Genomic DNA, 19,555 nt, shown 5'->3' on the forward strand with positions numbered 1-19,555 from the left:
GGGTTCAGTGACGGTGTTCGCGGGTGACCCCGGCGTCGTAATGGCTGACCACCTGCCGCCAGCCGGCCGCGATCAGTGCGGCCTGGCTGAGGTCGCCTGGCGGCACAGCGATGGTGTCGCGGCGTAGCCAGACATCCGCCTCGCCAGCGCTGTCGCTCGGCACGATCAATAGCAGGCTGCCGGCTACTTCCGGGGCCTGGCTGCGACCCAGGTAGGCACCGGCCTGCAGCCACGACCACTGATGGCTGCCGCGGCGCTGGCTGCCGGTGTCGGCCACGAACGGTGGCAGGCCTTCCTCGGCCAGGCCGCTCACGCTGGGGACGGCGGCGGTTTCTTCACGCAGCAGGCGGATTTCGTCGAAGGCCACCCGCAGGTCGGTGTACAGGCCTTGCTCGGCGGCGGTGAGGTCGCGCCGGGCATCGATCTGGTGGCTGGCGATGGCCTGTTCGTCCTCGCGCTCACCGCGCACCAGCACCACGCTGGCGGCGAGCGCCACGATCAGCAGGCTGACCAGCAGCACGTAGAGGGTTTCGTGCCCGGCACCGGCCGGGCGGATCACTTGGCAGCGGCTCATGGCTGGACGATGTCGGCGTGGTCGACTTCCACCACATGCCCGGGGCCAGCATCGAACAGCACATAGAACTCGCCGTCCGGGCGCTTGAAGGTCAGCGTCGAGTCCTCACCGAGCTTGCCGCCGACCAGTACCTGTTCGTCGTAGCCGATTACATCCAGCGTCACCCCGGGGGCAGCGCTGCCGTCAGAGAAGCCCCCGGTGCACTTGACCTGGCCATCGGCCAGTCCTTCGCATTCGCACATCGGGTTGTGTGCCAGGGCGGGGCCAGCGCCCAGCACCAGCACAGGCAGGGCGAGGATGCGCAACAGGTGTCTCATTTCTTGCCTCCTTGGTTCTCGAGCCAGGCCACGGTGGCGGGCGATGCTTGGGCCAGCGGGACTGACGCCTGGTGCAGGCTGCCGTCCCAGCCTTCCAGGGTGATCCAGATCTGCGCGTCTGCGCGGGTGCGGGGCGGGATGGGCAGCGACGTGCCCATGTGGTACGGCGCACCAAAGAAAATGGTGCCGGCGGTGCGCAGGCTGCGCGGTTTGCCGATGCGCAGGTAGGCGGCCTTGACCTCCTTGATACAGGCCTTGCACAACGAGGCGTTGAATACCTTGAAGTACCCGGCCGGGCCGTCGGCGCGGGGGGCCTCGTCACGCAGTTCGGCCAGATCGAGGCGGTAGGGGCCGACCTGGATGTCGCTGATCACATTGGCGCCAAGGCCGGCTTCGCCACGGAACAGCTTGGCGTCGGCGAAGTACTTCGGCATGAAGCCCAGCGGGATGAGAATCAGCAGGACATTCAGGTGAAAGCGCCACTTCAGCCACAGCTGCTTCAGCGGGCTGCCGGGCAGCGCGTGTGCCTTGCTCATGGGCGTACCTCCACGGTGCTGCCAGGGCGGGCCGGGCGTGGCGCGCGTTCGCTGCGCTTGAGTGCGGCGGCGGTGGCCTGGGCGGTGCGCCTGGTCCAGATCAGCAAGCCGCTGAACACCATCAGGGTGAGGATCAAACCGAAGAAGAACCACACCAGCTTGATCGGCAGGCCGCCGAAATCGCCGGTATGCAGCGGGCGCATGGATTCGGTGACGAACTCCAGCGCCGAGCGGTCGCTGAGCAGGAACTGGCTGTCGACCTTGCGCGTATAAGGGTTCACCGAAGCACTCTGGAACATCAGCGGGTACCAGCCCGGCCCGCCCAGGGTGACGTGGCTGTAGGCGGTGGCTGGCAGGGTGATGAAACTGATCTCCAGCCCCGGGATCGTCAGGCCGGCAATACGCGCGGCTTCATCCAGGTCGATGCGCGGTGCCGGGCTGCCATCCTTGCTTTGCGGCACGTCCTCGCGGGCGATCACCGGCACCACCGGGCGGCTGGAAATGGTGATGTGGTTGTCGAACAGGATCGCCTGGATCAGAAACCAGGTACCGGTGATGGAGATGACCGCAATGAACCAGATCGACCAGACCCCGGCCAGGCGGTGCAGGTCGCCCCAGAAAATCCGCGAGCCATGGCCGATGCGCAGCGGCTTGAAGAAGCCTTTCCAGAATTTCTTGTACACCACCAGGCCGGTGACCAGCGACGCCAGCATGGGCAGGCCGAGCAGCGACACCAGGTACCAGCCCCAGCTGAAGCCATTGGTGAATGGCACCAGCCACCAGCCGTGCAGGGCACGGGTGAAGGCCTCGAAGTCGAAGTCGGGCGTCTTGCCCTGGATTGCGCCGGTGTAGGGGTTTACGTACAACGTCGGGCGGCTGCCGTCCGCCAGGGTGACATCGGCCTTGACGGCAAAGTGCGAGCCGTCGGGTTGGCTCAGGCGCTCCACCACCATGTCCGGCTCGGCCCTGTGCAACGCATCCAGCAACTGCTGGAAGCTCAGGCGCTCGACGTCGCCATCGGGCTTGTTGGCGCGTACGTCCGGGTTGGCCAGCCAGACGATTTCCTGGCTGACCACGGCGAGCATGCCGGTGAAACAGACGATCAGTACAAAGAACCAGATCGGCAGGGCGAGCCAGCTGTGGACCAGGAACCAAAGCCTGGATTTCGATTTTTTCGCGGTTTTGGCCATCGGACAGTCTTCTGCAAGGGTGGTCGAGCGTGTGCCCAGCCAAAGAGGCTGTACTGATAAGGACGAATGAGAATCAAAATCCTGCCGTTTTAAATGCAAGTAAATGTTTCAGAAACGCCAAGGCCGGCCTGCGCGTATTGCGCCGGGCCGGCCAGGCAGTGGTAAGCAGCGGCTCAGGCGCGGGTCAGGGCGACCGCCGCCTGCGGTCTGCCGTGCAGCTGCGCCAGGTCCTGGTACAGCGCGCGGCCGATCTCTGCCGCGCGTGCCGGCAGCACCGAGAGCAGGGTGTCGCTCAGGCCATGGCTGTTTTCGCAGAAGCCTTGCAGGTACACCGAGGCCTGCAGGTCGGGGCTGGCCAGCACGCGGTAGTTGCGGTCGACCGTGAAATCGTCAAGGTAGCCGGCCAGCGGTGCCAGCAGGTCACGGTGCGAGCGGCGCTCGTAGCCGGTGGCAAGGATCACGGCGTCATAGCGGTGGGTTTGCTGCTGGCCGGTGGCAAGGTCGCGCAGGGTCAGCTCCAGCCCTTCGCCGGTGGCCAGCACCGTTTCCACCTGGCGCCTGCACAGCACGTTGTGGCGGTACTGGTGCGCCACTTTCTGCCGGTAGAGGATGCCGTAGATGCGCTCGATCAGGTTGAGGTCGACCACCGAGTAGTTGGTGTTGTGGTATTCGCCGAGCAGCTTGCTGCGCTGGTCGGCCGGTTCGTTGTAGACCAGGTCGGTGTAGTCCGGCGCGAAGATCTCGTTGACGAACGGGCTGTCATCGGCGGGCTTGAGCGCCGAGCCGCGCAGAATCATGTCGACCTTGACCGATGGGTAGCTGTCGTTGAGGTCGATGAACGCCTCGGCGGCGCTCTGGCCGGAACCGATCACGGCGATGCGCATCGGTGTGCCGGCGGTGCACGGCAGCTGGTTCAGGCTGCTGAGGTAACGGGAATGGTGGAATACCCGCGGGTCGTCGCCAAAGGCGGCGAACTTCTCCGGTATTTTCGGCGTGCCGCCGCTACCGACCACCACCGAACGGGTACGGCGGCTGTATTCGCGCCCTTGTATGTCACGCGACACCAGGCGCAGGTGTTCGACCCGGCCCGCCTGAACTTCCGGCTCGATGCGCAGCACCTCCTCGCCATACACCGCCTGGGTAGCGAAGTGCTCGGCGGCCCAGCGCAGGTAGTCGTTGTATTCGAGGCGGCAGGGATAGAAGGTGCCGAGGTTGATGAAGTCGGCCAGGCGCTGCTTCTGGTGCAGGTAGTTGACGAAACTGTAGGGGCTGGTGGGGTTGCGCAGCGATACCAGGTCCTTGAGGAACGAGATCTGCAGCTCGCTCTGGGTCGCCAGGGTTTCGCCGTGCCAGCGGTAGTCCTGCTGCTTGTCGATGAACAGCGCATCCAGGGCATGGCCCTGGGACTCGGCGAGTTCTTCCAGGGCGATGGCCAGGGCCAGGTTGGAAGGGCCGAAGCCCACGCCGATCAAGTCCTTGACAGTTTCCGGGGGGGCAGACTGGCTCATGGCTGCGATTCCATAGTGGTCGAAGGTGGACGCTCGCCGGGATGAGCCGGCGCCTGCGTAGGTACATGGGTTGGAACGAGCCAAACGCTCGGGAATTTACCGGCGCCCGGCTGCTTGGTAACAAGCCGGGGCTAAAGACCTGCGCCTTGCGGCCGATAGGCAGATCAGATCAAGGACCCATTTTTTCTTGCAGGGAGAAACACATGAGCGCCATTGCAGCAATCAGCGTCGGCACCGCGGGCCAAGTGTCGGGCAGTACCTCGGCGGTCGCCAGCCAGGATGTGCAGAAAAACGAAGAGGGCGGGGCAGCCAGCACTCAGGTCGACCTGTCGAAAGTCAGCGCTGACAGCAAAGCCCAAGGTGCCGAGAGCAGCAGCGACAGTGCTGAACCTGCGCATATCAAGCAATTGCGCGAGATGATCAAGCGGCTGCAGAAGCAGTTGGCCGACGAGCAGAAGCAATTGGCCCTGTTGATGGCTCAGCCGATGGAAGAAACGGCCAAACTGGCCGCCGTGAGTGCCAGGCAGGCGAGTATCGCCACGCTCAATGGTGAAATCCTGCAGGCTACCGCCCAGTTGCTCGAAGCATTGCAGAGCACCGGTGGCAGCAGTGCGGGTGGGATGGTCAGTACCCAGGCCTGATGCTAGATACAGCCTCGAGCGTGCGCGATGGTGCACTGGCTGAGCAGCTTGAGCGCCGCCCGCGCGGCGCTCGATCCGATAGGCGCAATCCCTCTTTCGACGGACACCCGCGCCCCCTGGCATAAACAGCGCTGTCATCAAGCGCCGTCATTCCGCCGCCAGGCGCCCTTTGTTCTGTCGCTCTGCCTTGTACTGCATGGCCACCGCCGGCGCTGGCTTGGCGGCACCGGTTTCCAGCCACTGGCGCATGCGGCTGGCATCGGCGAAGTGGGTGTACTTGCCAAACGCATCGAGGATGACCATGGCCACCGGGCGGTTGTCCATGCGGGTCAACAGCACCAGGCAATGCCCGGCCTCATTGGTGAAGCCGGTCTTGGTCAGCTTGATGTCCCAATTGCTCTTGTTCACCAAATGGTCGGTATTGCGGAAGCCCAGCGTGTAGTTGGGCTTGCGGAAGGCCACGGTCTTCTCGCGCGTGGTCGACAGCTCGCTCAGCATCGGGTACTTGCGCGAGGCCATCAGCAGCTTGGCCAGGTCGCGGGCGGTGGACACGTTCTGCGTCGACAGGCCGGTCGGTTCGACGTAGCGAGTGTGCGCCATGCCCAGGCTACGGGCCTTGGCATTCATCGCCTTGATGAACGCCGGGTAGCCACCCGGGTAATGGTTGGCCAGGGTATTGGCCGCACGGTTTTCCGACGACATCAGGGTAATCAGCAAGGTCTCGCGGCGGTCCAGCTGGCTGCCCAGGCGCACCCGCGAATACACGCCTTTCATTTCCGGGTTGTTGGCGATGGTCATGGTGAGCATTTCATCCATGGGCTGCTTGGCGTCGAGCACTACCATGGCGGTCATCAGCTTGGTCACCGAGGCGATCGGCACCACGCGGTCGGCGTGGTTCGAATACAACTCCTGGTTGCTGTTCAGATCGATCAGCAGAGCGCTGCCCGAAGCCAGGTGCAGCTTGGACGGGTCACGTTGAACCTGGGCCGGGGATTGTGCAGCAGCGGTCGACGGGAGGGTCGCGGTACCTGTGAGCAACAGCAGCAGGCTGAGGATGGACAGGGATGTTTTCACGTTCAGGCTCACTAAAAGTTGGTATGTCGTTGGCTGTGCAAGGGTTTTCCCCCAAAAACCGCTGCATTTTGGAGTATGGCTGAAATGCTGTCGAATGCCTTATGACTAAAGGGCGCAAGGTGAAGGAAATTTAATCCTGTATCGCGGCTGGATAAGTCGTGGCTCGGTTTCTGCACGTTCGCAAGCAACACCAGCCGCCCTGGCTAATCAAGTTCGGGTTGCCATTTGCCACTTTGCCCGTGAATTCTGTAACTGGTAAAGTCTGCGCCTTTGTTACCAGCCTGAGAGGGATCTTATGCGGCGCATCATTGCAATGACGTTTGGCGGTTTGACACCGAGCTATTACATCCGCCAGCTTTTCTTCGGCGCGCTTTTCGCGGCGTTGATTCTGGGCTTCGCTGCCAATAGCCCCACCGGCCTGACCGGCAAACCCGGCCTGCTGCTGATGGCAGTCGTCTCGACCTTGTTATACCCGTACTCTCGTTTCGTCTACGAAAGCGTCGTGGGCTTCATCATGGGTAATAACGTCTTTTTCGTGAACGCGCTGTTCATGTTGTCGGTCAAGGTTTTCACCATGGCGCTTTGCTGGTCAATGGCGATTTTCATCGCTCCAGTAGGCTTGGCATATCTGTACTGGCACCACAGCCGAAGCGTTTCCCAGTGAGCAAGCGCTAACGCCTGAACCCAGCCATTGCGCTGGGTTTTTTATTGCCTGGAGACCGCCTCCTGTACCGGAAGATGCGGCAGCATCAGCCCCTTAGCGATGGCACTGGCTTCAAGCTTTTTACGTTCCGCATCGAGAGATGCATGGGCGGCTTGCAGGGCGATGATCTTCGCCTGGATTTCGGCCATTTTTTCCGCGATCAAGGCTGCGCCTTGTGCGCAATCGATGGTGTTGCCGCGCTTGGCAGCCAGGATGTCGCCGATCGCCGCGAGTGAAAACCCCATGCTCTGGGCAAGCTGGATGAACTGCAGGTCAGCAACGGTGTGTTCGCTGTAGCTGCGGTAGTTGTTGGCCCGTCGATGGGCGCCGATAAGCCCGAGCTTTTCGTAATAGCGCAATGCGTGACGGCCGATGCCACTGCGGCGCTCCAACTCTCCAACATTCACAGCGAAATTCCTTGACTGTAGACCAGGCTCTATACCTTAGCCTGCGCCGATCATGCAAACAAGGATTCGGTCATGGCTGTGGAATGCTTCGTTACAGGCGGTAGCGGGTTTGTCGGGCAACATCTGCTGGCCCGGCTTTCTGCGACTGGGCACAAGACCTGGGTACTGATGCGCAACCCGGGCCACCTCGCGCGTCTCAGGGAGCAGGTCGGCCAGCTGGGCGGTAACCCGGCGAATCTGCATGCCGTTGCGGGCGATATCAGCAGGGACGGGCTTGGGCTCAGCGAGGCAGACAGGCAGAGCGTGTCCTGCGTCTCGGTGGTTTTCCACCTGGCCGCAGAGTTCTCCTGGGGGCTGACGATGGAACGTGCCCGCGCGGTCAATGTGCAAGGCGCGCTGAGGGTCGCCAGGCTGGCGGCGAGCTTGCACGCCCGCCTGCTGATGGTGGGTGGCTACATGGTACAGAACCTCGCCTTCCTCGACGGTATCGGGGTTGATTACGACTGCCCCGGAAACACTGACTGGCGCGCAGTCTATCGCCGCGTGGGTGGCTACGAAGGCAGCAAGCTCGAAGCGCATTTCGCGGTCATCCGCTACATGCAGGAAGCACACGCGGATTACACCATGGTGCATCCGGCAACGGTGTGTGGCCACAGCGAGAGTGGGCACATCCTGGCAGGCCAGCCGCTGGTCGAACTCATTCGCAATCTGGCGCAAGGCCGTTTCAAGGCTGTGCCTGGTTCCCCCCAGCACTGGTTGCCAATGGTCAGCGTCGATTACCTGGTGACGCTGATGACCTGCGTCGCGTTCGACCCTTTGCTGGCCAACCGGCAGGTGCTGGCGCTGCATGAGCAGACGCCCAACCTGCAGGGGCTGCTCAAGGAGTTGGCGCAAACGCTGGGGGTCAAGCCACCCCAGCGCCATGTCGCGATCGGGTTGCTCCGCTGGCTAGCGACGATTCCCGGGCTGGCCGCCCGTTTGGAGATCCGCGCGGAGTCATTGAACTTCATCCAGACGCAACGCTTCGACATGAGCGAGAGCGAGCACCTGGAGTGCAAGTATCGGTTAACGCATCCTGACATGGCACAGACACTGGAACGGACGGTGCGCTACGTCATGGCTCACTTGCCCGGCTGAGCCAAGCCCCTCGGGCCATGCTCGTCAAGCTGGCGCATGCCATGAAAACCAAGGCCTGGAACCCGCCGATAGCGGTCAGTACCGGCAGGTCCGGGCCAGCGGTTCAATACGGGTTGCAGTACTGCGCTACGGCGGTGGCCTGGTCGACGTACGGGCGCGCCGGCTCAAGGTTCCATTCGGGTTTGTCCCTGACCGGTTTGTTGTCATAGCTTGCTGCCAGGTGGCACACCAGCTGGCGACGTAGCGAGCCACCGTTGACGCTGTAGCGCCGCCATTGCGCATCGTCCTTGTGCTTGTTGTACAGCTCGGCGAACATCCGGTCGGTCTGGTCGTCCTTGATCGCCCGGCCGCACGCGGTGGGCACGACCTGCAGCGACCAGGTGTCCGGCCCCAGTTTCGGATCCGGGCGCTGCACCCAGGTGCTGGACTCAATGTACCTGTCGCAGAACCGCTGCGTGGGCAGCGGCGCTGCCTGGGTGCAGGAGAAGCTGGCCTTGCCGTTGGGCGTGTGCGGGAAGTTGATCTTGACGATGTTGCGGTCCTTGCCGGTCTTGTTCTTGTAGTCGCGCTGGTTGGCCAGGGCATCGTTCAGGCCGCGCTGATCACTGTAGAAAAACGCCAGGATCGGCAATTCATCATCTTTCGGGTTGCCCAGGCGCAGCTCGGTCTGGGTCTGGAACTCCCGGGTGTTGATGACACGTCGGGCACCCATGAAGTTGCGGAACGCATTGACCCGGTCCTGGCTGCTCATCGGGTTGCGCATGTTGAAGCCACATTGCAGCTGGTCCTGCAGGCGGTCGTTGTTGAACCGGGTGAAATGGGCGACCCAGGCACTGGCGTTGGTGATGGGCGGGGCCATGGCCTGGCAAACGGCCTCGGTCTGGCTGGTATTGCGGTTATTGCCGCAGCCCCGGTCATCACGGAAATCGGTCCAGGCGTCGTTGGGGAAGGCGCAGTACACATGCACCGGCGTCTCGGGGGCGCGCACCAGGTCGATCGGCTTGATGATGTAGCCGTTCTGCGTGCTCATGCCCGGGTCTTCATAGCTGATGCCGTCGGCACGCATCCAGGAGGCGGCAAAGGTCCCCAGCTCCCGCGCCTTGGGGCTTGGGTTCCATACGTCCCATTGCTGGCCCTTCGCCGGGTCGGCGCGGTGGGTACCCCTGATCAACAGGCCGGAACAGTCGGATGCTGGGTCGTTGCCGCAGCTGTCGACGGTTTTGTTGTAGAGGCTTTCCACCTGCCTCAGGGTCTCTTCGCAGGACTCGGCGTTGGCCGACGTGATGTGCAGACACAACGGCAAGGTCAGTAGCGGGACAATCCTGTTCAAACGTTTTTGCATGGCCTGTATCTCCCTGATTAGCCAAAAAACAACCTGCGGTCCAACTTCATTCGGGTACGGCTGCACCTCCTTGCTTGCCAGGTGAACAGTCAAACGGTCGAGTGGTCAGCGCGGGACCGGGTTGCAACCTGCGGCGCGGGTTTCGCTTTCCGATAGCCTTGGCCGGAAAGGCTCCAGGTTCCACGGCGTCTTGGCCCGGTAGTTGACCAGCACGCAGCTCAATTGCTGGCGCATGCTGCCGGCAGAGGTCTCATTCTCGCGCCATTGGCCGTCGGCACCTCTGAGGGCAAACAGCTGGTCGTACAGCGCCCCGACTTGCGCGTCGGGCAAGGCGCGTCCCGCCGGGGTCGGCACCACGCTCAGGGTCCATTCCTCTCGGCGGGTGCCGGGGTCGTAGCGCTTGGCCCAGCTGGTCGCGGCGATATAGCGCGGCGCCGCTGGCACTGGCGCGGGTTGCCCGCCACCGGCAGGGGACAGGTCGATTGCCTGGTCGGCGGCGACATAGCTGAAGCGTTGCTCCGGCGGTTGGGTGAAGTCCAGCCGCAGAATCGGCACGCTATAGCCCTGCGCCTTGAGTTTCTTCTGGAAGTTGCGCGCACTGTTCAGGCCATTCTCCGGTTTTGGTGGTGCCACGTCACCGCGGGTGGCGAAGTTCTGCGTGCTGTTGACGTTGTAGATGAAGGCATCGATGTGCTTCATGTTCTCGCTGCCGTCGTTGCTCGCCGAGGCATTCTTGAGCATGAATTCGGTGACCTGGGCGCTGTAGGCGAAAGGGTCCTTGCGGGTGGGGTTCAGGCGCGATTCGTGGACCTTGATCATGGCATTCCAGTCACTCGGTTTTTCCGCGTTCCAGGAGCACTGGTTGTACTGGATGGGGCCCTTCAACACGCCGGTGTATTTCTGTGTCCACTGCTCGGCGGTGGCGACCCCGGCTTCCGCGCAGGTGCCATAGGCCAGCGCGGCATTACGGTTGCTCAGGGTGCCCTGGGCGGCGCGCGGCGGTTCGCGGTTGTCGAAGAAGCCGCAGCCGTACCATTTGCGTTCTGGCCCGGTGCCGCCGTCGAAGGCGTAGATGCAGGTCCAGCCCTGCTCCTTCACCGGCAGTTTCAAGGCCACTGCGTCGGTGGGCAGGCGCAGGATGAAACCGGCCGGGTGGATGAGAATGCGCGTACTCAGGTCCTTGCGCAGCCAGCTATAGGAGGTGGCGCCGATCTTGACCGCATAGGGGCTGTAGTCCCAAGGGTTGAACGGCCCGTCATTGACCATGCGCAAGGTCACACCGCTGCAGTAGTAGTGCCCGCGTGCGGCACCGGTGTCGGCCTCCTGGCAGCGGTTATTGATGGTGTTGTAGTTGCGGTTGATGCGCTTGACGGTTTCCAGTGGGTCGAGCGGCGCCTGGGCGGCCAGCGCACTGAGGGTGAAGGGCAGGGCATAGGTGATGAGAAATAGGGAACGAACCTGCGGGTACATTGCCGACACTCCTTGTCGCACAAAAATGGTTCACGCTTGTAGCCGCAGCGTAGTTAGCCGGCCCCTTGCGGTCAAATGCGCTGGCCAGACAACGGCGATCTCGTCGCAGAACGTCCCGTGCTGTCTGCGCCGGAGCACAGGGCATCGGGACGTCTTTTCGGCTAGCCAAGTTCAGGCATGGACCAGTGACAGATCGCTGATGATGCAGATCGAGCCATCATCGGGTGGGGTCGTATCGGTATAATCGACCTGGTTGTACACCCCACCATGGAATTCGAACTGGTGCGCTGCCCAGCTGCTGTCGAACTGCAGGTCGCCGGAGCTGCCGGTCACCCCGTTGCAACTGGCGGTCACGTTGACGGTGCCCTGGGCGGTGGCGTGGATGCTCACGGAAAACTTCGCCCCCAGCGGGACGCCCCTGAGCACCGTCGAGTTCACCGGATCGGTCTGGTTGTAGGTCTGCCGAAACCCCAGGGTGATATCGCCTTTTCTCCAGAACACCTTCACTGGCGGGCTGTCGTCGCCGTACACGTGCATCTGCGCCACGACCACCTTCTGCGCCCAGTTGACCTTGGTCAGGGTCATCACTTGACGATTCCAGTGATTCGGGGCACCGGCCAGCGTCCAGTAGGTTGGCTCCGACCACTCGCAGCGTGTCCGCCGGGTACTTTTGCTCGACACGCCTTTGGTCGGGGCAGACAGCTGCACCGAACCGTCGGCGAGCACTGACACATATTCTGGATACTGGACGATCGCTTCGCTGCCGGTGAGTTCATCGGCGACTAGGCTGGTCGAGGATTCGGCCACCGGAACGGAAATGATGAGGTTGCTGATGTCTACGCTCATGGAGGTACTCCTTGATAATTGATAACGGGTTGTGCCCCTGGGGCTGGCAGCGACTATGGCATCGCTGTCGATAAAAAAATTAGCCGCGGGCTAAATTCATGTCAATAGCTTGAGCTAAATTAATTTCGCTCGTCGATAAATCTTCTCCAGGTCGGATTTTTCCTGGAAACGGGCTTTACGCTGGTTTTTGCAGTGGGCTATGCTTTACTCGAATACTGTACAAAAATACAGGTATTGGAGTGAGCCTATGTCCAAGCACATGAAGCCGACGCTGCAGCAGCGCCAGCAAATGACCGGTTTAGAGCGGCTTAGCCTGCGGGTGTCAGCGATGATCAACCACCCGCTGGCACAGACCCAGCGTTGGGTTGTGCTCCATCGCCTGGATACGGATGGTGAGGCTAAGTGGGAGGAAGTGCTGGGCCTGCTGGCCGAAACGCCCGAGTTGGACCTGGCCTTCAACGATGACGACAGTGTCACCCTGCGTTGGGCGCGCAGCAGCGTGGGGGCGTGCGACGATCTTGCCGTAGAGCAGCAGGCGGGCGAGGCTGCACCGTTCTGAATTGCAGAAAAAAGCCCGCCAGGAGGCGGGCTTGGCGTCATACCAGGTGCGCATTCCACACCAGCAGCACCCTGGCCTGGATGTAGGTTTCCTCCTGACGGACCATGCGGTCCTTGTGTCGCGAGTTGTCCGAAATCATTTCGAAATGCTCTTCATCGGCGATCTGCAGCCGCTTGATATAGAGGTGGTCACCCCAGCAAAACAGGTAGATGCCATCGCCGACGAACTCACGGATGCTGACGTCCACGATCAGCGGGTCGCGGTGCCTGATGGTTGGCTCCATCGACTGGCCCCAGCCGGTCACCATCTTCAGGTGGTGATGGTCGCTGAATTCCACGCCCAGCTCGCGCAGGTGGCTTGGGCTGACGCGAACGTCCTTGAACATCTCAGGGTAGTCATGGGGGACCTGCCCGCCGCCCATGGCCGCCCGCACGTCATAGTGAGCGATCCATACCTCGTCACCCACCAGGCCGGGCTGAGCCAGGTCAGCCTTGACCAGCGTGGCCTTTACCGGCTCCTCGGCAGCAGCCAGCAGCCGTTGCCGGGTTTCCTCGGAAATGCCTTTGCCGCTTATGGCCAGCATCTGCTTGACCAAGTCAGCTGCGGACAGCCTGCTGTCGCCAACGTCGGCCTGTGCCTGCTCACCAGCCGCCATGGTGTCGAACCACCCCCTGGGCAAGCCCTCGATACCCTCGATTCTGCGCGCCACATCATCACCCAGGTTCTTCGCTGTCTTGTTCGAGAGGATCTGGCTGAGGTGTGCAGGGGCCATTCCCCAGCGCTCTGCACAGGAGCCTTTTCTCTGGTTGCCGATCAGCTTGAGCAGGTTGTGCTTGCGGATTTCGTAGATGTCCATGAGGCGAAGCATGCCAGTGTTTAGCTCGTTGCTAAATAGCTATGAAGGTAAATATTTTCTGCGCCGTGGCTAGCGCCAGGCTAAACCGATTCAGGCCTGCAACAAAAGTCAGCCGGCCTGCGTCGATAAAAAAAGGCCCGCCAATCGGCGGGCCAGAAGGGCGTAGGGAGCAACGCACAACAAATACGGGTCAGGCGACCAGGGTGCCTGGTTGCAGCTGTTCGATCAGCGCCTGGGCCGAGGCCCGGCTCGGCATCGGGCCACTAACGGCTTCGCCGTTGCGCACCAGGTACCAGCAGGCCAGCAGGCCTTGTTCACGCAACGCAGCGGGGACGGCACTGCCGACAACGGACATGATCTGAATAGTGGCCATGGGGACCTCCTGTAAACATGGCTTCACCATACGCAGCAGCCGAGGCGCTTTGAAATCAACTTCCTCGATAGTGGTCATTAGTTCTATCAACCCTCACCAGCGCGGCGGGCCGTAATACACCGGTGGCGGGCCGTAGTAACTGCGGTAGCCCGGCGGTGGCGCATAGTACGGTTGGTAGTACACCGGTGGTGGTGGCGGTTGCATGTACACCGGCGGCGGTGCGTAGTAGACCGGCTGGCGCTCGACATACACGGTACGCTCGCGCCCGCCATAAACCGTTGCCCCGACCACCGCGCCAACCACGGCGGCACCTAGCAGCGGGCCCGGGCCATACCAACCACCGCCGCCATGGCCACCATGGGCGGCAGCGGGCCCGCTGATGGCCAGGGCACCGACCAGCAGGGCGACTGAAGGAATGTGGCGGTTCATAAAGCAACCTCGCAAGGCGTGGGGTCCTGTTAACTATGACCCCACTCTTGCTCGGCTGAGCACAGGGAAACGGTAAAGGTTGTGTAAGGGACGACCAGTGGTTGCCTCTGTTACGCTGCAAAAACGTTTCAGTTATGACAAAGGAGCAGGTTATGTCGACAAGTCCCAGCAGAGATACCGTGTTGTGCATCTCCCTGGCCGGCCGCCCCGGTACCTTCGGGGTGCGCTTCCATAATCATCTGTACCAGCAGCTGGGCCTGGATTTCTACTACAAGGCCATGCGCACCGATGACCTGCCGGCAGCAGTAGCGGGCATCCGCGCCCTGGGCATCCGCGGCTGCGGCGTATCGATGCCGTACAAGGAGGCCTGCATGGCGTTGGTCGACGAGGTCGACCCCTCCGCGGCGGCCATCGAGTCAGTCAATACCCTGGTCAATACCAACGGCCATCTGAAGGCGTACAACACCGACTACCTGGCGGTACGCCAGTTACTGGCGCAGCACCAGGTCGACCCGCGCACGGCGTTTGCCCTGCGTGGCAGCGGTGGCATGGCCAAGGCCGTAGCCAGTGCCCTGCGCGATGCCGGGTTCGCCGAGGGCATCATCGTCGCGCGCAACGAGCAGGCCGGGCGGCAATTGGCAGATGTGTGCGGCTATCGCTGGGTGGCTGAGCTGGAAGACCTATGCCCGCCGATGCTGGTCAACGTGACGCCAATTGGCATGGCGGGCGGTGCGGAGGCCGAGCAGCTGGCGTTTTCCGAGAACGCCATCGCTGCCGCGGAACGGGTGTTCGACGTGGTGGCGATGCCGGCGCATACACCATTGATTCGGCGGGCGCAGGCGTTGGGTAAACCGGTGATCTCCGGGCTGGAGGTGATTGCGCTGCAGGCACTGGAGCAGTTCGTGCTGTATACCGGTGTACGACCGACGTCGGCGCAGGTGGAGGCGGCAGTGGCTTACGCCCGGGATATCTGATTGCGCCTGTTTTGGCCCCTTCGCAGGTAAGCCGGCGAAAGGGCCAAGACAGAACCAACCAGGATCAGAACACCTTGTGCCCTTCATCCAGTTGCTGGTCGACCAGCGCCCGGCCATGGGCCAGCGACACATGTTGTGCGTTCTCCAGGTCGGAGAAGAACTTCATCGGCATCGCCATGCGCTTGCTGGTATGCCCTTCAGGGTCGGTAATCCGGCATCCGGCGGCGTAGGGCAGGGGAGAGTCGGGGTGGGGCATCACGCTGGCGGTGATGGTGTGCTGGCGGTAATCACAGTGAAGAGATTGCATCGTCCTTACCTCGCTGTGGCATGTGAAGCAGTTACCTTCATATACCATAGCAAGGGGCCGGGAGTTCCCGGCCCGACGAGCGCACCGCGGGGAACGTTCAGCCCTTGAGTTCGCTCGGTTGGATGACTTCGACCCAGTAACCGTCCGGGTCCTTGATGAAGGCCAGGTGGTTCATGCGCCCATCCTGCAGGCGTTTCTGGAACGCTACGCCCAGTGCCTCGAAGCGAGCGCAGGCGGCGCGCACATCCGGTACCGAAACGCAGATATGGCCAAACCCGCGCGGGTCAGTGTTGCCGTTGTGGTAGGCGAACTCGGCGTCGTTCTCGGTACCGTGGTTGTGGGTCAGCTCCAGCACGCCGGGGATCGACTTCATCCACTGGTGGCGTTCGGCGTCATCGGCCGGGATCTGCGCCGGGTCGACCAGGGCAAGGAAGTACAGGCTGAAGGCCGCTTCGGGGAAGTCGCGCTTGTCCACCAGGCGGAAGCCCAGCACACGGGTGTAGAAGTCCAGGGACTTTTCGATGTCCTTGACCCGCAGCATGGTGTGGTTGAAGACGAACTGAGCAGTGGCAGCGTCCGGTTGGGCAGTGACGCCAGGCAGGGTTTGCAGATCGTGCAGGCTCATGGGAACTCCTGAGGCAAGGCCGGGCGCAGGGCACCGGCAAAACAGACAGGCTGGCCATGATACGGCAGTGCGCCGATTGCGCAAATGAAAGCGCCCTGCACAAGGCAGGGCGCTGGAATTAGAGGCCCGCATGTGCGGGCGCGTGATGGGGTCGCTAGTCCTTTAGCTGTCTCGATACTGAGCCAGCCGTTGTGAAAAAAGTGTGAAGTCTGCGTGGACGTTTCATCAGCGTACCCAGCTTTCTACCGTGGCGGCTCCGTACTGCTCTTTCCAGGCCTTGAGGCCACGGTGATTACCGCCTTTGGTTTCGATTCGCTCGCCGGTGTGCGGGTTGGTGTAAACCTTCACGACGCGTGGGCGGCGTTGTTGTTTGGGCGCGGCACTGGGCGCCCGGGGCGCGGCCTTCGGGTCGAGGATGGCGATGATATCGCGCAGGCTCTTGTCATAGCTTTTCATCAGGCCGACTAGTTTCTGCTCGAATTCGATTTCGCGTTTGAGGCCGGCATCCTTTTTCAACGCTTCCAGTTGCGCCATCTGTTCCTGGAGCGCTTTTTCGGCAGCACGAAACTCTGCAAGTCTGGACACTGTAATCACTCCTGTACGTCGGCGGTGGCAGGGCGTGACGAACATTGAAGAAATAAAAACGCCGGCCACACGGGTAGGTTCTGTTGTTCGCTGATATCGAGTGTAGTCATTCACGGGTACCGGGTAAACTGCTAACTTTTTTTGAAGTAAGCGGGGAACTTTCCCGGTGCCCCGTGCGTTATTTGTCTTTTTCTTCACGGTGGCCCTGTCCGGCGCTTAGACCATGGTCCAATGGTGCGTTGTAGAGCGGTTGCGCGATCATTTCTGATGATGGCCGGGTATTCTTCGGCCGCGCCGCTATACCGTGGCCAGCCTGTGCCACCGGTTATTTACTCGCCTTGATTCTGGATGTTTCCCCGCATGTTTGCCCCTTTTCCCCGCGCCCCCGGGCGTCGTGTTGCCGGCCTGTTCCTGTTGTGTGCCGGTGCCAATGCCCAAGCCGCTGGTTTTCTTCAAGACAGCAGTGCCAAGGTTGAAGCGCGCAATGTCTATTTCAACCGGGACTTTCGTGATGGTCACAGCAGTTCCAAGCAGGGAGCGTCCAAGCGCGAAGAATGGGCACAAGGCTTCATCCTCAATGTGCAATCCGGTTTTACCCAGGGCCCGGTAGGTTTTGGCGTGGATGCACTGGGCATGTTCGGCTTCAAACTGGATTCCAGCCCGGCGGACAGTAACAGCGGCCTGTTGCCGTCTTCTGGTCACGATCCGCGGCACTCGGCCGACCAGTACGCGAAGATGGGCCTGGCCGGCAAAGCCAAGGTTTCCAATACCGTGCTCAAGTACGGTTCGATGATGCCGGACGTGCCGCTGCTCAAGTACAACGATGGCCGCCTGCTGCCGACCATGTTCCACGGCGCCATGCTGACTTCCGAAGAAGTGCAAGACCTGAAGTTGACCTTGGCCCGCCTGGATAAATACACCGCACGGGATTCCACCGACCGTCAGGACATTCGCGTGCATTGCAAGAACAAGCGTTATGCCTGCGATATCGAGGCCGACCACTTTGACCTGGCCGGTGTCGACTACCGTTTCAACGAGCGCCTCAGCGCCCAGTACCAGATGGCCAAGCTGGAGAACATCTACCGCCAGCACTTTCTCGGCCTGGTGGCCAGCCAGCCATTGGCGGTGGGCAGCCTGTCGGCCGACCTGCGCTTGATCAAGAGTGATGACATCGGCAATGCCCGCGCTGGTGAAATAGACCACCGCGCACTCAGCGGCATGCTCGGCTACAGCCTGGGTGGCCACAAGCTCAGTGCCGGCTGGCAGCGCATGTACGGCGACAGTGCCATGCCGTACCTGGATGGCAGCAACCCGTACCTGGTCAACTACGCCCAGGTCAACGATTTCGCCGCCGCCCAGGAACGCTCCTGGCAAGTGCGTTATGACTACGACTTCAAAGCCCTGGGTGTACCCGGCCTGACCTTCTTCACCCGTTACATCAACGGCGACAGTATCAAGGTGCCGGGCAGTACGGCCGAAGGCAAGGAATGGGAACGCGACACCGAACTCAAGTACCAGGTGCAAACTGGCACATTCAAGGACGTCAGCGTACGCCTGCGCAATTCCACTTACCGCAGCAACTATGAACGCTGGGCACGTGACATGGACGAGACCCGGGTCATCGTCAGCTACAACTTCTCGCTGTTCTGATCGCTTGCTTTGCCAAATACCGGCAGCCGCCCGACAATGGTTGCTGGTTCGCGCAAAGGGCAGGGCAATGAAAGACCTGTTGTTGATCGGCATCGGCCCCGGTGACCCGCGCCAGATCACCTACGAGGCGGTCGAGGCGCTGGCCCAGGCCAGCGTGTTCTTCGTGCTCGACAAGGGCCGCGACAAAGATGAGCTGGTGCAACTGCGCAAGGCTATCCTGCAACGTTACCGGCCTGAGGGCGGCTATCGCCTGGTACAGGTGGCCGACCCTGTGCGCGAGGGGCATGCCGACGGCTACCTGGGTGCGGTACGGCATTGGCACCGCCAGCGTGCGGCCCTTTACGCGCAACTGATCGACCAGGAGGTCGGCGCCGGGGAGGTGGGCGCCTTCCTGCTGTGGGGCGAGCCGGCCTTGTATGACAGTACCTTGCGCATTCTCGACCTGGTCCGCGAGCGCGGCGTAGCGCTGCGCCTGCGGGTGATTCCCGGCATCAGCAGCGTGCAGGCCCTAGCTGCGCGTCACCAGGTGCCGCTCAACCGCATTGGTGAACCGCTGACGGTGCTGCCAGGGCGATGCCTGGCGACGCAGGGGCGTATCGACAATGTGGTGGTGATGCTCGATGGCCAGTGCGCATTTGCCCAGCTCGATGACCCGGCATTGGTGATCTACTGGGGCGCGTATCTGGGGACCGAAGATGAAGTGCTGATTGCCGGGCCGTTGCAGGCGGTGAAGGCACAGATCCTCGAAGTGCGCGAACGGCAGCGCCGGCGCAAGGGCTGGATCATGGATACCTACCTGTTGCGCAGGGAGTTGTGAGGTACGGCTACCGCATCAGCTGGAGACCATGCGGCCTGCACGCAAGCCTGCAAAGCCGGGTGCGTTCACCTCAAGCAGGACCCACGATGGCCATCACCTGATCGCGCAATTGGTCGATGCTGAACGGCTTGCTGATCAGGTACATGCCTTCTGGTACATCGACGCTTTCGGCATAGCCGCTGGCGAACAGCACCGGCAGCGTCGGCCGCAGTTCGCGCGCCTTGGCCGCCAACGCCTCGCCGCGCATGTCCGGCAGCCCGACGTCGGTCATCATCAGCGCCAGCGGCTGGTCCGGGTTTTCGAGGATGCGCAGCGCCGCGCTGGCGTTTTCCGCCTGAATGACCTTATAGCCTGACTCGTCGAGCACTTCGACTATCAGCATGCGGACGATGTCGTCGTCTTCGACTACCAGAAGGTGCATGGTTCTGATCCTGTACAAATGGAATGTCTTTAATCTGTGCACCGGGTGGCAGCAGAAGTTCCCGAGGATACCGGTCCATGCAATCAGATGGAACGATTGGCGCACACCACCTTCAAATACTGGCTAAATGCCCTGCCAGACCCGCTAAAGCTGGTTAGACTCGCTTAACAGGACGGTGCAGTGGCAGATAACAACAACGATTGATCGGCCACAC

Annotated in this window: 24 protein-coding genes; 7 read left to right on the forward strand and 17 right to left on the reverse strand. The window is 61.9% G+C overall.

Annotation, left to right across the window (positions count from 1 at the left end; genetic code table 11):
* Window positions 1-4: 4 nt before the first annotated feature.
* The 5 genes from HU763_RS10280 to HU763_RS10300 form a co-directional block, all read right to left on the reverse strand.
* A complete protein-coding gene (locus HU763_RS10280) occupies window positions 5-574 on the reverse strand; it encodes a DUF6162 family protein (RefSeq protein ID WP_186684626.1) in 570 nt (189 codons plus the stop codon).
* Window positions 571-891 (reverse strand): hypothetical protein, encoded by a 321-nt coding sequence (locus HU763_RS10285; RefSeq protein ID WP_170029355.1) that lies wholly within the window; start codon window positions 889-891, stop codon window positions 571-573. The genes HU763_RS10280 and HU763_RS10285 overlap by 4 nt, the downstream gene beginning before the upstream one ends.
* Window positions 888-1,427: a thiamine pyrophosphate-binding protein gene (locus tag HU763_RS10290; RefSeq protein WP_186684628.1), complete on the reverse strand. Its 540-nt coding sequence runs from the start codon at window positions 1,425-1,427 to the stop codon at window positions 888-890. The genes HU763_RS10285 and HU763_RS10290 overlap by 4 nt, the downstream gene beginning before the upstream one ends.
* The gene (locus HU763_RS10295) at window positions 1,424-2,617 is read right to left on the reverse strand and encodes a PepSY-associated TM helix domain-containing protein (RefSeq protein ID WP_186684630.1); all 1,194 of its coding nucleotides are present in this window, start codon (window positions 2,615-2,617) and stop codon (window positions 1,424-1,426) included. Before HU763_RS10295 ends, HU763_RS10290 begins: the two co-directional genes overlap by 4 nt.
* 173 nt (window positions 2,618-2,790) lie before the next feature.
* Window positions 2,791-4,125, reverse strand: a complete 1,335-nt coding sequence (locus tag HU763_RS10300) for a lysine N(6)-hydroxylase/L-ornithine N(5)-oxygenase family protein (protein ID WP_186684632.1) — start codon at window positions 4,123-4,125, stop codon at window positions 2,791-2,793.
* 203 nt (window positions 4,126-4,328) lie between these two features.
* Between HU763_RS10300 and HU763_RS10305 the strand changes: the two genes are divergently transcribed.
* Window positions 4,329-4,766 carry a hypothetical protein gene (locus HU763_RS10305; protein WP_186684634.1) on the forward strand — a complete coding sequence of 146 codons (438 nt, stop codon included), beginning with the start codon at window positions 4,329-4,331 and terminating at the stop codon, window positions 4,764-4,766.
* A 147-nt stretch (window positions 4,767-4,913) separates the two neighbouring features.
* Here HU763_RS10305 and pbpG read toward each other — a convergent pair whose 3' ends face one another.
* The gene (gene pbpG / locus HU763_RS10310; protein WP_170029361.1) at window positions 4,914-5,840 is read right to left on the reverse strand and encodes a D-alanyl-D-alanine endopeptidase; all 927 of its coding nucleotides are present in this window, start codon (window positions 5,838-5,840) and stop codon (window positions 4,914-4,916) included.
* Between the two features lie 295 nt (window positions 5,841-6,135).
* Between pbpG and HU763_RS10315 the strand changes: the two genes are divergently transcribed.
* The gene (locus HU763_RS10315) at window positions 6,136-6,504 is read left to right on the forward strand and encodes a hypothetical protein (protein ID WP_170029362.1); all 369 of its coding nucleotides are present in this window, start codon (window positions 6,136-6,138) and stop codon (window positions 6,502-6,504) included.
* A 41-nt stretch (window positions 6,505-6,545) separates the two neighbouring features.
* Here the strand turns inward: HU763_RS10315 and HU763_RS10320 are convergent, their stop codons facing one another.
* On the reverse strand, window positions 6,546-6,950 hold the full coding sequence (locus tag HU763_RS10320; RefSeq protein WP_186684636.1) for a MerR family transcriptional regulator: 405 nt from the start codon (window positions 6,948-6,950) through the stop codon (window positions 6,546-6,548).
* Between the two features lie 72 nt (window positions 6,951-7,022).
* Here HU763_RS10320 and HU763_RS10325 point away from each other — a divergent pair, with 72 nt between their 5' ends.
* Window positions 7,023-8,087, forward strand: a complete 1,065-nt coding sequence (locus HU763_RS10325) for an SDR family oxidoreductase (RefSeq protein WP_186684638.1) — start codon at window positions 7,023-7,025, stop codon at window positions 8,085-8,087.
* Between the two features lie 103 nt (window positions 8,088-8,190).
* On the opposite strand, the gene HU763_RS10330 is transcribed toward HU763_RS10325, so the two are convergent.
* From HU763_RS10330 to HU763_RS10340, 3 genes are all read right to left on the reverse strand, one after another.
* Entirely contained in the window at window positions 8,191-9,429 is a 1,239-nt protein-coding gene (locus HU763_RS10330) for a DUF2599 domain-containing protein (RefSeq protein ID WP_186684640.1), read from the reverse strand.
* Between the two features lie 105 nt (window positions 9,430-9,534).
* Window positions 9,535-10,899 carry a DUF2599 domain-containing protein gene (locus HU763_RS10335; protein ID WP_186684642.1) on the reverse strand — a complete coding sequence of 455 codons (1,365 nt, stop codon included), beginning with the start codon at window positions 10,897-10,899 and terminating at the stop codon, window positions 9,535-9,537.
* Between the two features lie 171 nt (window positions 10,900-11,070).
* Window positions 11,071-11,745: a polysaccharide lyase family 7 protein gene (locus HU763_RS10340; RefSeq protein WP_186684644.1), complete on the reverse strand. Its 675-nt coding sequence runs from the start codon at window positions 11,743-11,745 to the stop codon at window positions 11,071-11,073.
* A gap of 247 nt (window positions 11,746-11,992) precedes the next feature.
* Between HU763_RS10340 and HU763_RS10345 the strand changes: the two genes are divergently transcribed.
* Entirely contained in the window at window positions 11,993-12,304 is a 312-nt protein-coding gene (locus HU763_RS10345; protein ID WP_186684646.1) for a DUF1654 domain-containing protein, read from the forward strand.
* Between the two features lie 37 nt (window positions 12,305-12,341).
* Here the strand turns inward: HU763_RS10345 and HU763_RS10350 are convergent, their stop codons facing one another.
* The 3 genes from HU763_RS10350 to HU763_RS10360 all read right to left on the reverse strand — a co-directional run bounded on the left by HU763_RS10350 (window position 12,342) and on the right by HU763_RS10360 (window position 13,962).
* Complete coding sequence (locus tag HU763_RS10350; protein WP_186685059.1) at window positions 12,342-13,160, reverse strand: S24 family peptidase; 819 nt, start codon at window positions 13,158-13,160, stop codon at window positions 12,342-12,344.
* 190 nt (window positions 13,161-13,350) lie between these two features.
* Window positions 13,351-13,533, reverse strand: a complete 183-nt coding sequence (locus HU763_RS10355; protein ID WP_170029369.1) for a hypothetical protein — start codon at window positions 13,531-13,533, stop codon at window positions 13,351-13,353.
* A gap of 93 nt (window positions 13,534-13,626) precedes the next feature.
* Window positions 13,627-13,962: a hypothetical protein gene (locus HU763_RS10360; protein WP_170029370.1), complete on the reverse strand. Its 336-nt coding sequence runs from the start codon at window positions 13,960-13,962 to the stop codon at window positions 13,627-13,629.
* 152 nt (window positions 13,963-14,114) lie between these two features.
* Here HU763_RS10360 and HU763_RS10365 point away from each other — a divergent pair, with 152 nt between their 5' ends.
* A complete protein-coding gene (locus HU763_RS10365) occupies window positions 14,115-14,936 on the forward strand; it encodes a shikimate 5-dehydrogenase (RefSeq protein WP_186684648.1) in 822 nt (273 codons plus the stop codon).
* A gap of 64 nt (window positions 14,937-15,000) precedes the next feature.
* Here the strand turns inward: HU763_RS10365 and HU763_RS10370 are convergent, their stop codons facing one another.
* The 3 genes from HU763_RS10370 to HU763_RS10380 all read right to left on the reverse strand — a co-directional run bounded on the left by HU763_RS10370 (window position 15,001) and on the right by HU763_RS10380 (window position 16,453).
* Window positions 15,001-15,243 carry a hypothetical protein gene (locus tag HU763_RS10370; protein ID WP_186684650.1) on the reverse strand — a complete coding sequence of 81 codons (243 nt, stop codon included), beginning with the start codon at window positions 15,241-15,243 and terminating at the stop codon, window positions 15,001-15,003.
* Between the two features lie 97 nt (window positions 15,244-15,340).
* Window positions 15,341-15,868, reverse strand: a complete 528-nt coding sequence (gene gloA, locus HU763_RS10375; protein WP_186684651.1) for a lactoylglutathione lyase — start codon at window positions 15,866-15,868, stop codon at window positions 15,341-15,343.
* A 225-nt stretch (window positions 15,869-16,093) separates the two neighbouring features.
* On the reverse strand, window positions 16,094-16,453 hold the full coding sequence (locus HU763_RS10380; RefSeq protein ID WP_170034136.1) for a histone-like nucleoid-structuring protein, MvaT/MvaU family: 360 nt from the start codon (window positions 16,451-16,453) through the stop codon (window positions 16,094-16,096).
* 360 nt (window positions 16,454-16,813) lie between these two features.
* Here HU763_RS10380 and HU763_RS10385 point away from each other — a divergent pair, with 360 nt between their 5' ends.
* Both HU763_RS10385 and cobF read left to right on the forward strand, forming a co-directional pair.
* The gene (locus HU763_RS10385; protein ID WP_186684652.1) at window positions 16,814-18,103 is read left to right on the forward strand and encodes an OprD family porin; all 1,290 of its coding nucleotides are present in this window, start codon (window positions 16,814-16,816) and stop codon (window positions 18,101-18,103) included.
* Window positions 18,104-18,170: 67 nt separating this feature from the next.
* A complete protein-coding gene (gene cobF, locus HU763_RS10390; RefSeq protein ID WP_186684653.1) occupies window positions 18,171-18,920 on the forward strand; it encodes a precorrin-6A synthase (deacetylating) in 750 nt (249 codons plus the stop codon).
* A 70-nt stretch (window positions 18,921-18,990) separates the two neighbouring features.
* On the opposite strand, the gene HU763_RS10395 is transcribed toward cobF, so the two are convergent.
* Entirely contained in the window at window positions 18,991-19,341 is a 351-nt protein-coding gene (locus HU763_RS10395) for a response regulator (RefSeq protein ID WP_186684654.1), read from the reverse strand.
* Window positions 19,342-19,555: the final 214 nt, after the last annotated feature.

Origin of the sequence: Pseudomonas anuradhapurensis (genome assembly GCF_014269225.2) — a bacterium.
GTDB lineage: Bacteria > Pseudomonadota > Gammaproteobacteria > Pseudomonadales > Pseudomonadaceae > Aquipseudomonas > Aquipseudomonas anuradhapurensis.

Excerpts from the sequence above, each read along its gene's own strand:
- HU763_RS10280 (WP_186684626.1), bottom strand. The coding sequence starts at position 574 with ATGAGCCGCTGCCAAGTGATCCGCCCGGCCGGTGCCGGGCACGAAACC.
- HU763_RS10285 (WP_170029355.1), bottom strand. The coding sequence starts at position 891 with ATGAGACACCTGTTGCGCATCCTCGCCCTGCCTGTGCTGGTGCTGGGC.
- HU763_RS10290 (WP_186684628.1), bottom strand. The coding sequence starts at position 1,427 with ATGAGCAAGGCACACGCGCTGCCCGGCAGCCCGCTGAAGCAGCTGTGG.
- HU763_RS10295 (WP_186684630.1), bottom strand. The coding sequence starts at position 2,617 with ATGGCCAAAACCGCGAAAAAATCGAAATCCAGGCTTTGGTTCCTGGTC.
- HU763_RS10300 (WP_186684632.1), bottom strand. The coding sequence starts at position 4,125 with ATGAGCCAGTCTGCCCCCCCGGAAACTGTCAAGGACTTGATCGGCGTG.
- HU763_RS10305 (WP_186684634.1), top strand. The coding sequence starts at position 4,329 with ATGAGCGCCATTGCAGCAATCAGCGTCGGCACCGCGGGCCAAGTGTCG.
- HU763_RS10315 (WP_170029362.1), top strand. The coding sequence starts at position 6,136 with ATGCGGCGCATCATTGCAATGACGTTTGGCGGTTTGACACCGAGCTAT.
- HU763_RS10325 (WP_186684638.1), top strand. The coding sequence starts at position 7,023 with ATGGCTGTGGAATGCTTCGTTACAGGCGGTAGCGGGTTTGTCGGGCAA.
- HU763_RS10330 (WP_186684640.1), bottom strand. The coding sequence starts at position 9,429 with ATGCAAAAACGTTTGAACAGGATTGTCCCGCTACTGACCTTGCCGTTG.
- HU763_RS10335 (WP_186684642.1), bottom strand. The coding sequence starts at position 10,899 with ATGTACCCGCAGGTTCGTTCCCTATTTCTCATCACCTATGCCCTGCCC.
- HU763_RS10340 (WP_186684644.1), bottom strand. The coding sequence starts at position 11,745 with ATGAGCGTAGACATCAGCAACCTCATCATTTCCGTTCCGGTGGCCGAA.
- HU763_RS10345 (WP_186684646.1), top strand. The coding sequence starts at position 11,993 with ATGTCCAAGCACATGAAGCCGACGCTGCAGCAGCGCCAGCAAATGACC.
- HU763_RS10350 (WP_186685059.1), bottom strand. The coding sequence starts at position 13,160 with ATGGACATCTACGAAATCCGCAAGCACAACCTGCTCAAGCTGATCGGC.
- HU763_RS10355 (WP_170029369.1), bottom strand. The coding sequence starts at position 13,533 with ATGGCCACTATTCAGATCATGTCCGTTGTCGGCAGTGCCGTCCCCGCT.
- HU763_RS10360 (WP_170029370.1), bottom strand. The coding sequence starts at position 13,962 with ATGAACCGCCACATTCCTTCAGTCGCCCTGCTGGTCGGTGCCCTGGCC.
- HU763_RS10365 (WP_186684648.1), top strand. The coding sequence starts at position 14,115 with ATGTCGACAAGTCCCAGCAGAGATACCGTGTTGTGCATCTCCCTGGCC.
- HU763_RS10370 (WP_186684650.1), bottom strand. The coding sequence starts at position 15,243 with ATGCAATCTCTTCACTGTGATTACCGCCAGCACACCATCACCGCCAGC.
- gloA (WP_186684651.1), bottom strand. The coding sequence starts at position 15,868 with ATGAGCCTGCACGATCTGCAAACCCTGCCTGGCGTCACTGCCCAACCG.
- HU763_RS10385 (WP_186684652.1), top strand. The coding sequence starts at position 16,814 with ATGTTTGCCCCTTTTCCCCGCGCCCCCGGGCGTCGTGTTGCCGGCCTG.
- cobF (WP_186684653.1), top strand. The coding sequence starts at position 18,171 with ATGAAAGACCTGTTGTTGATCGGCATCGGCCCCGGTGACCCGCGCCAG.
- HU763_RS10395 (WP_186684654.1), bottom strand. The coding sequence starts at position 19,341 with ATGCACCTTCTGGTAGTCGAAGACGACGACATCGTCCGCATGCTGATA.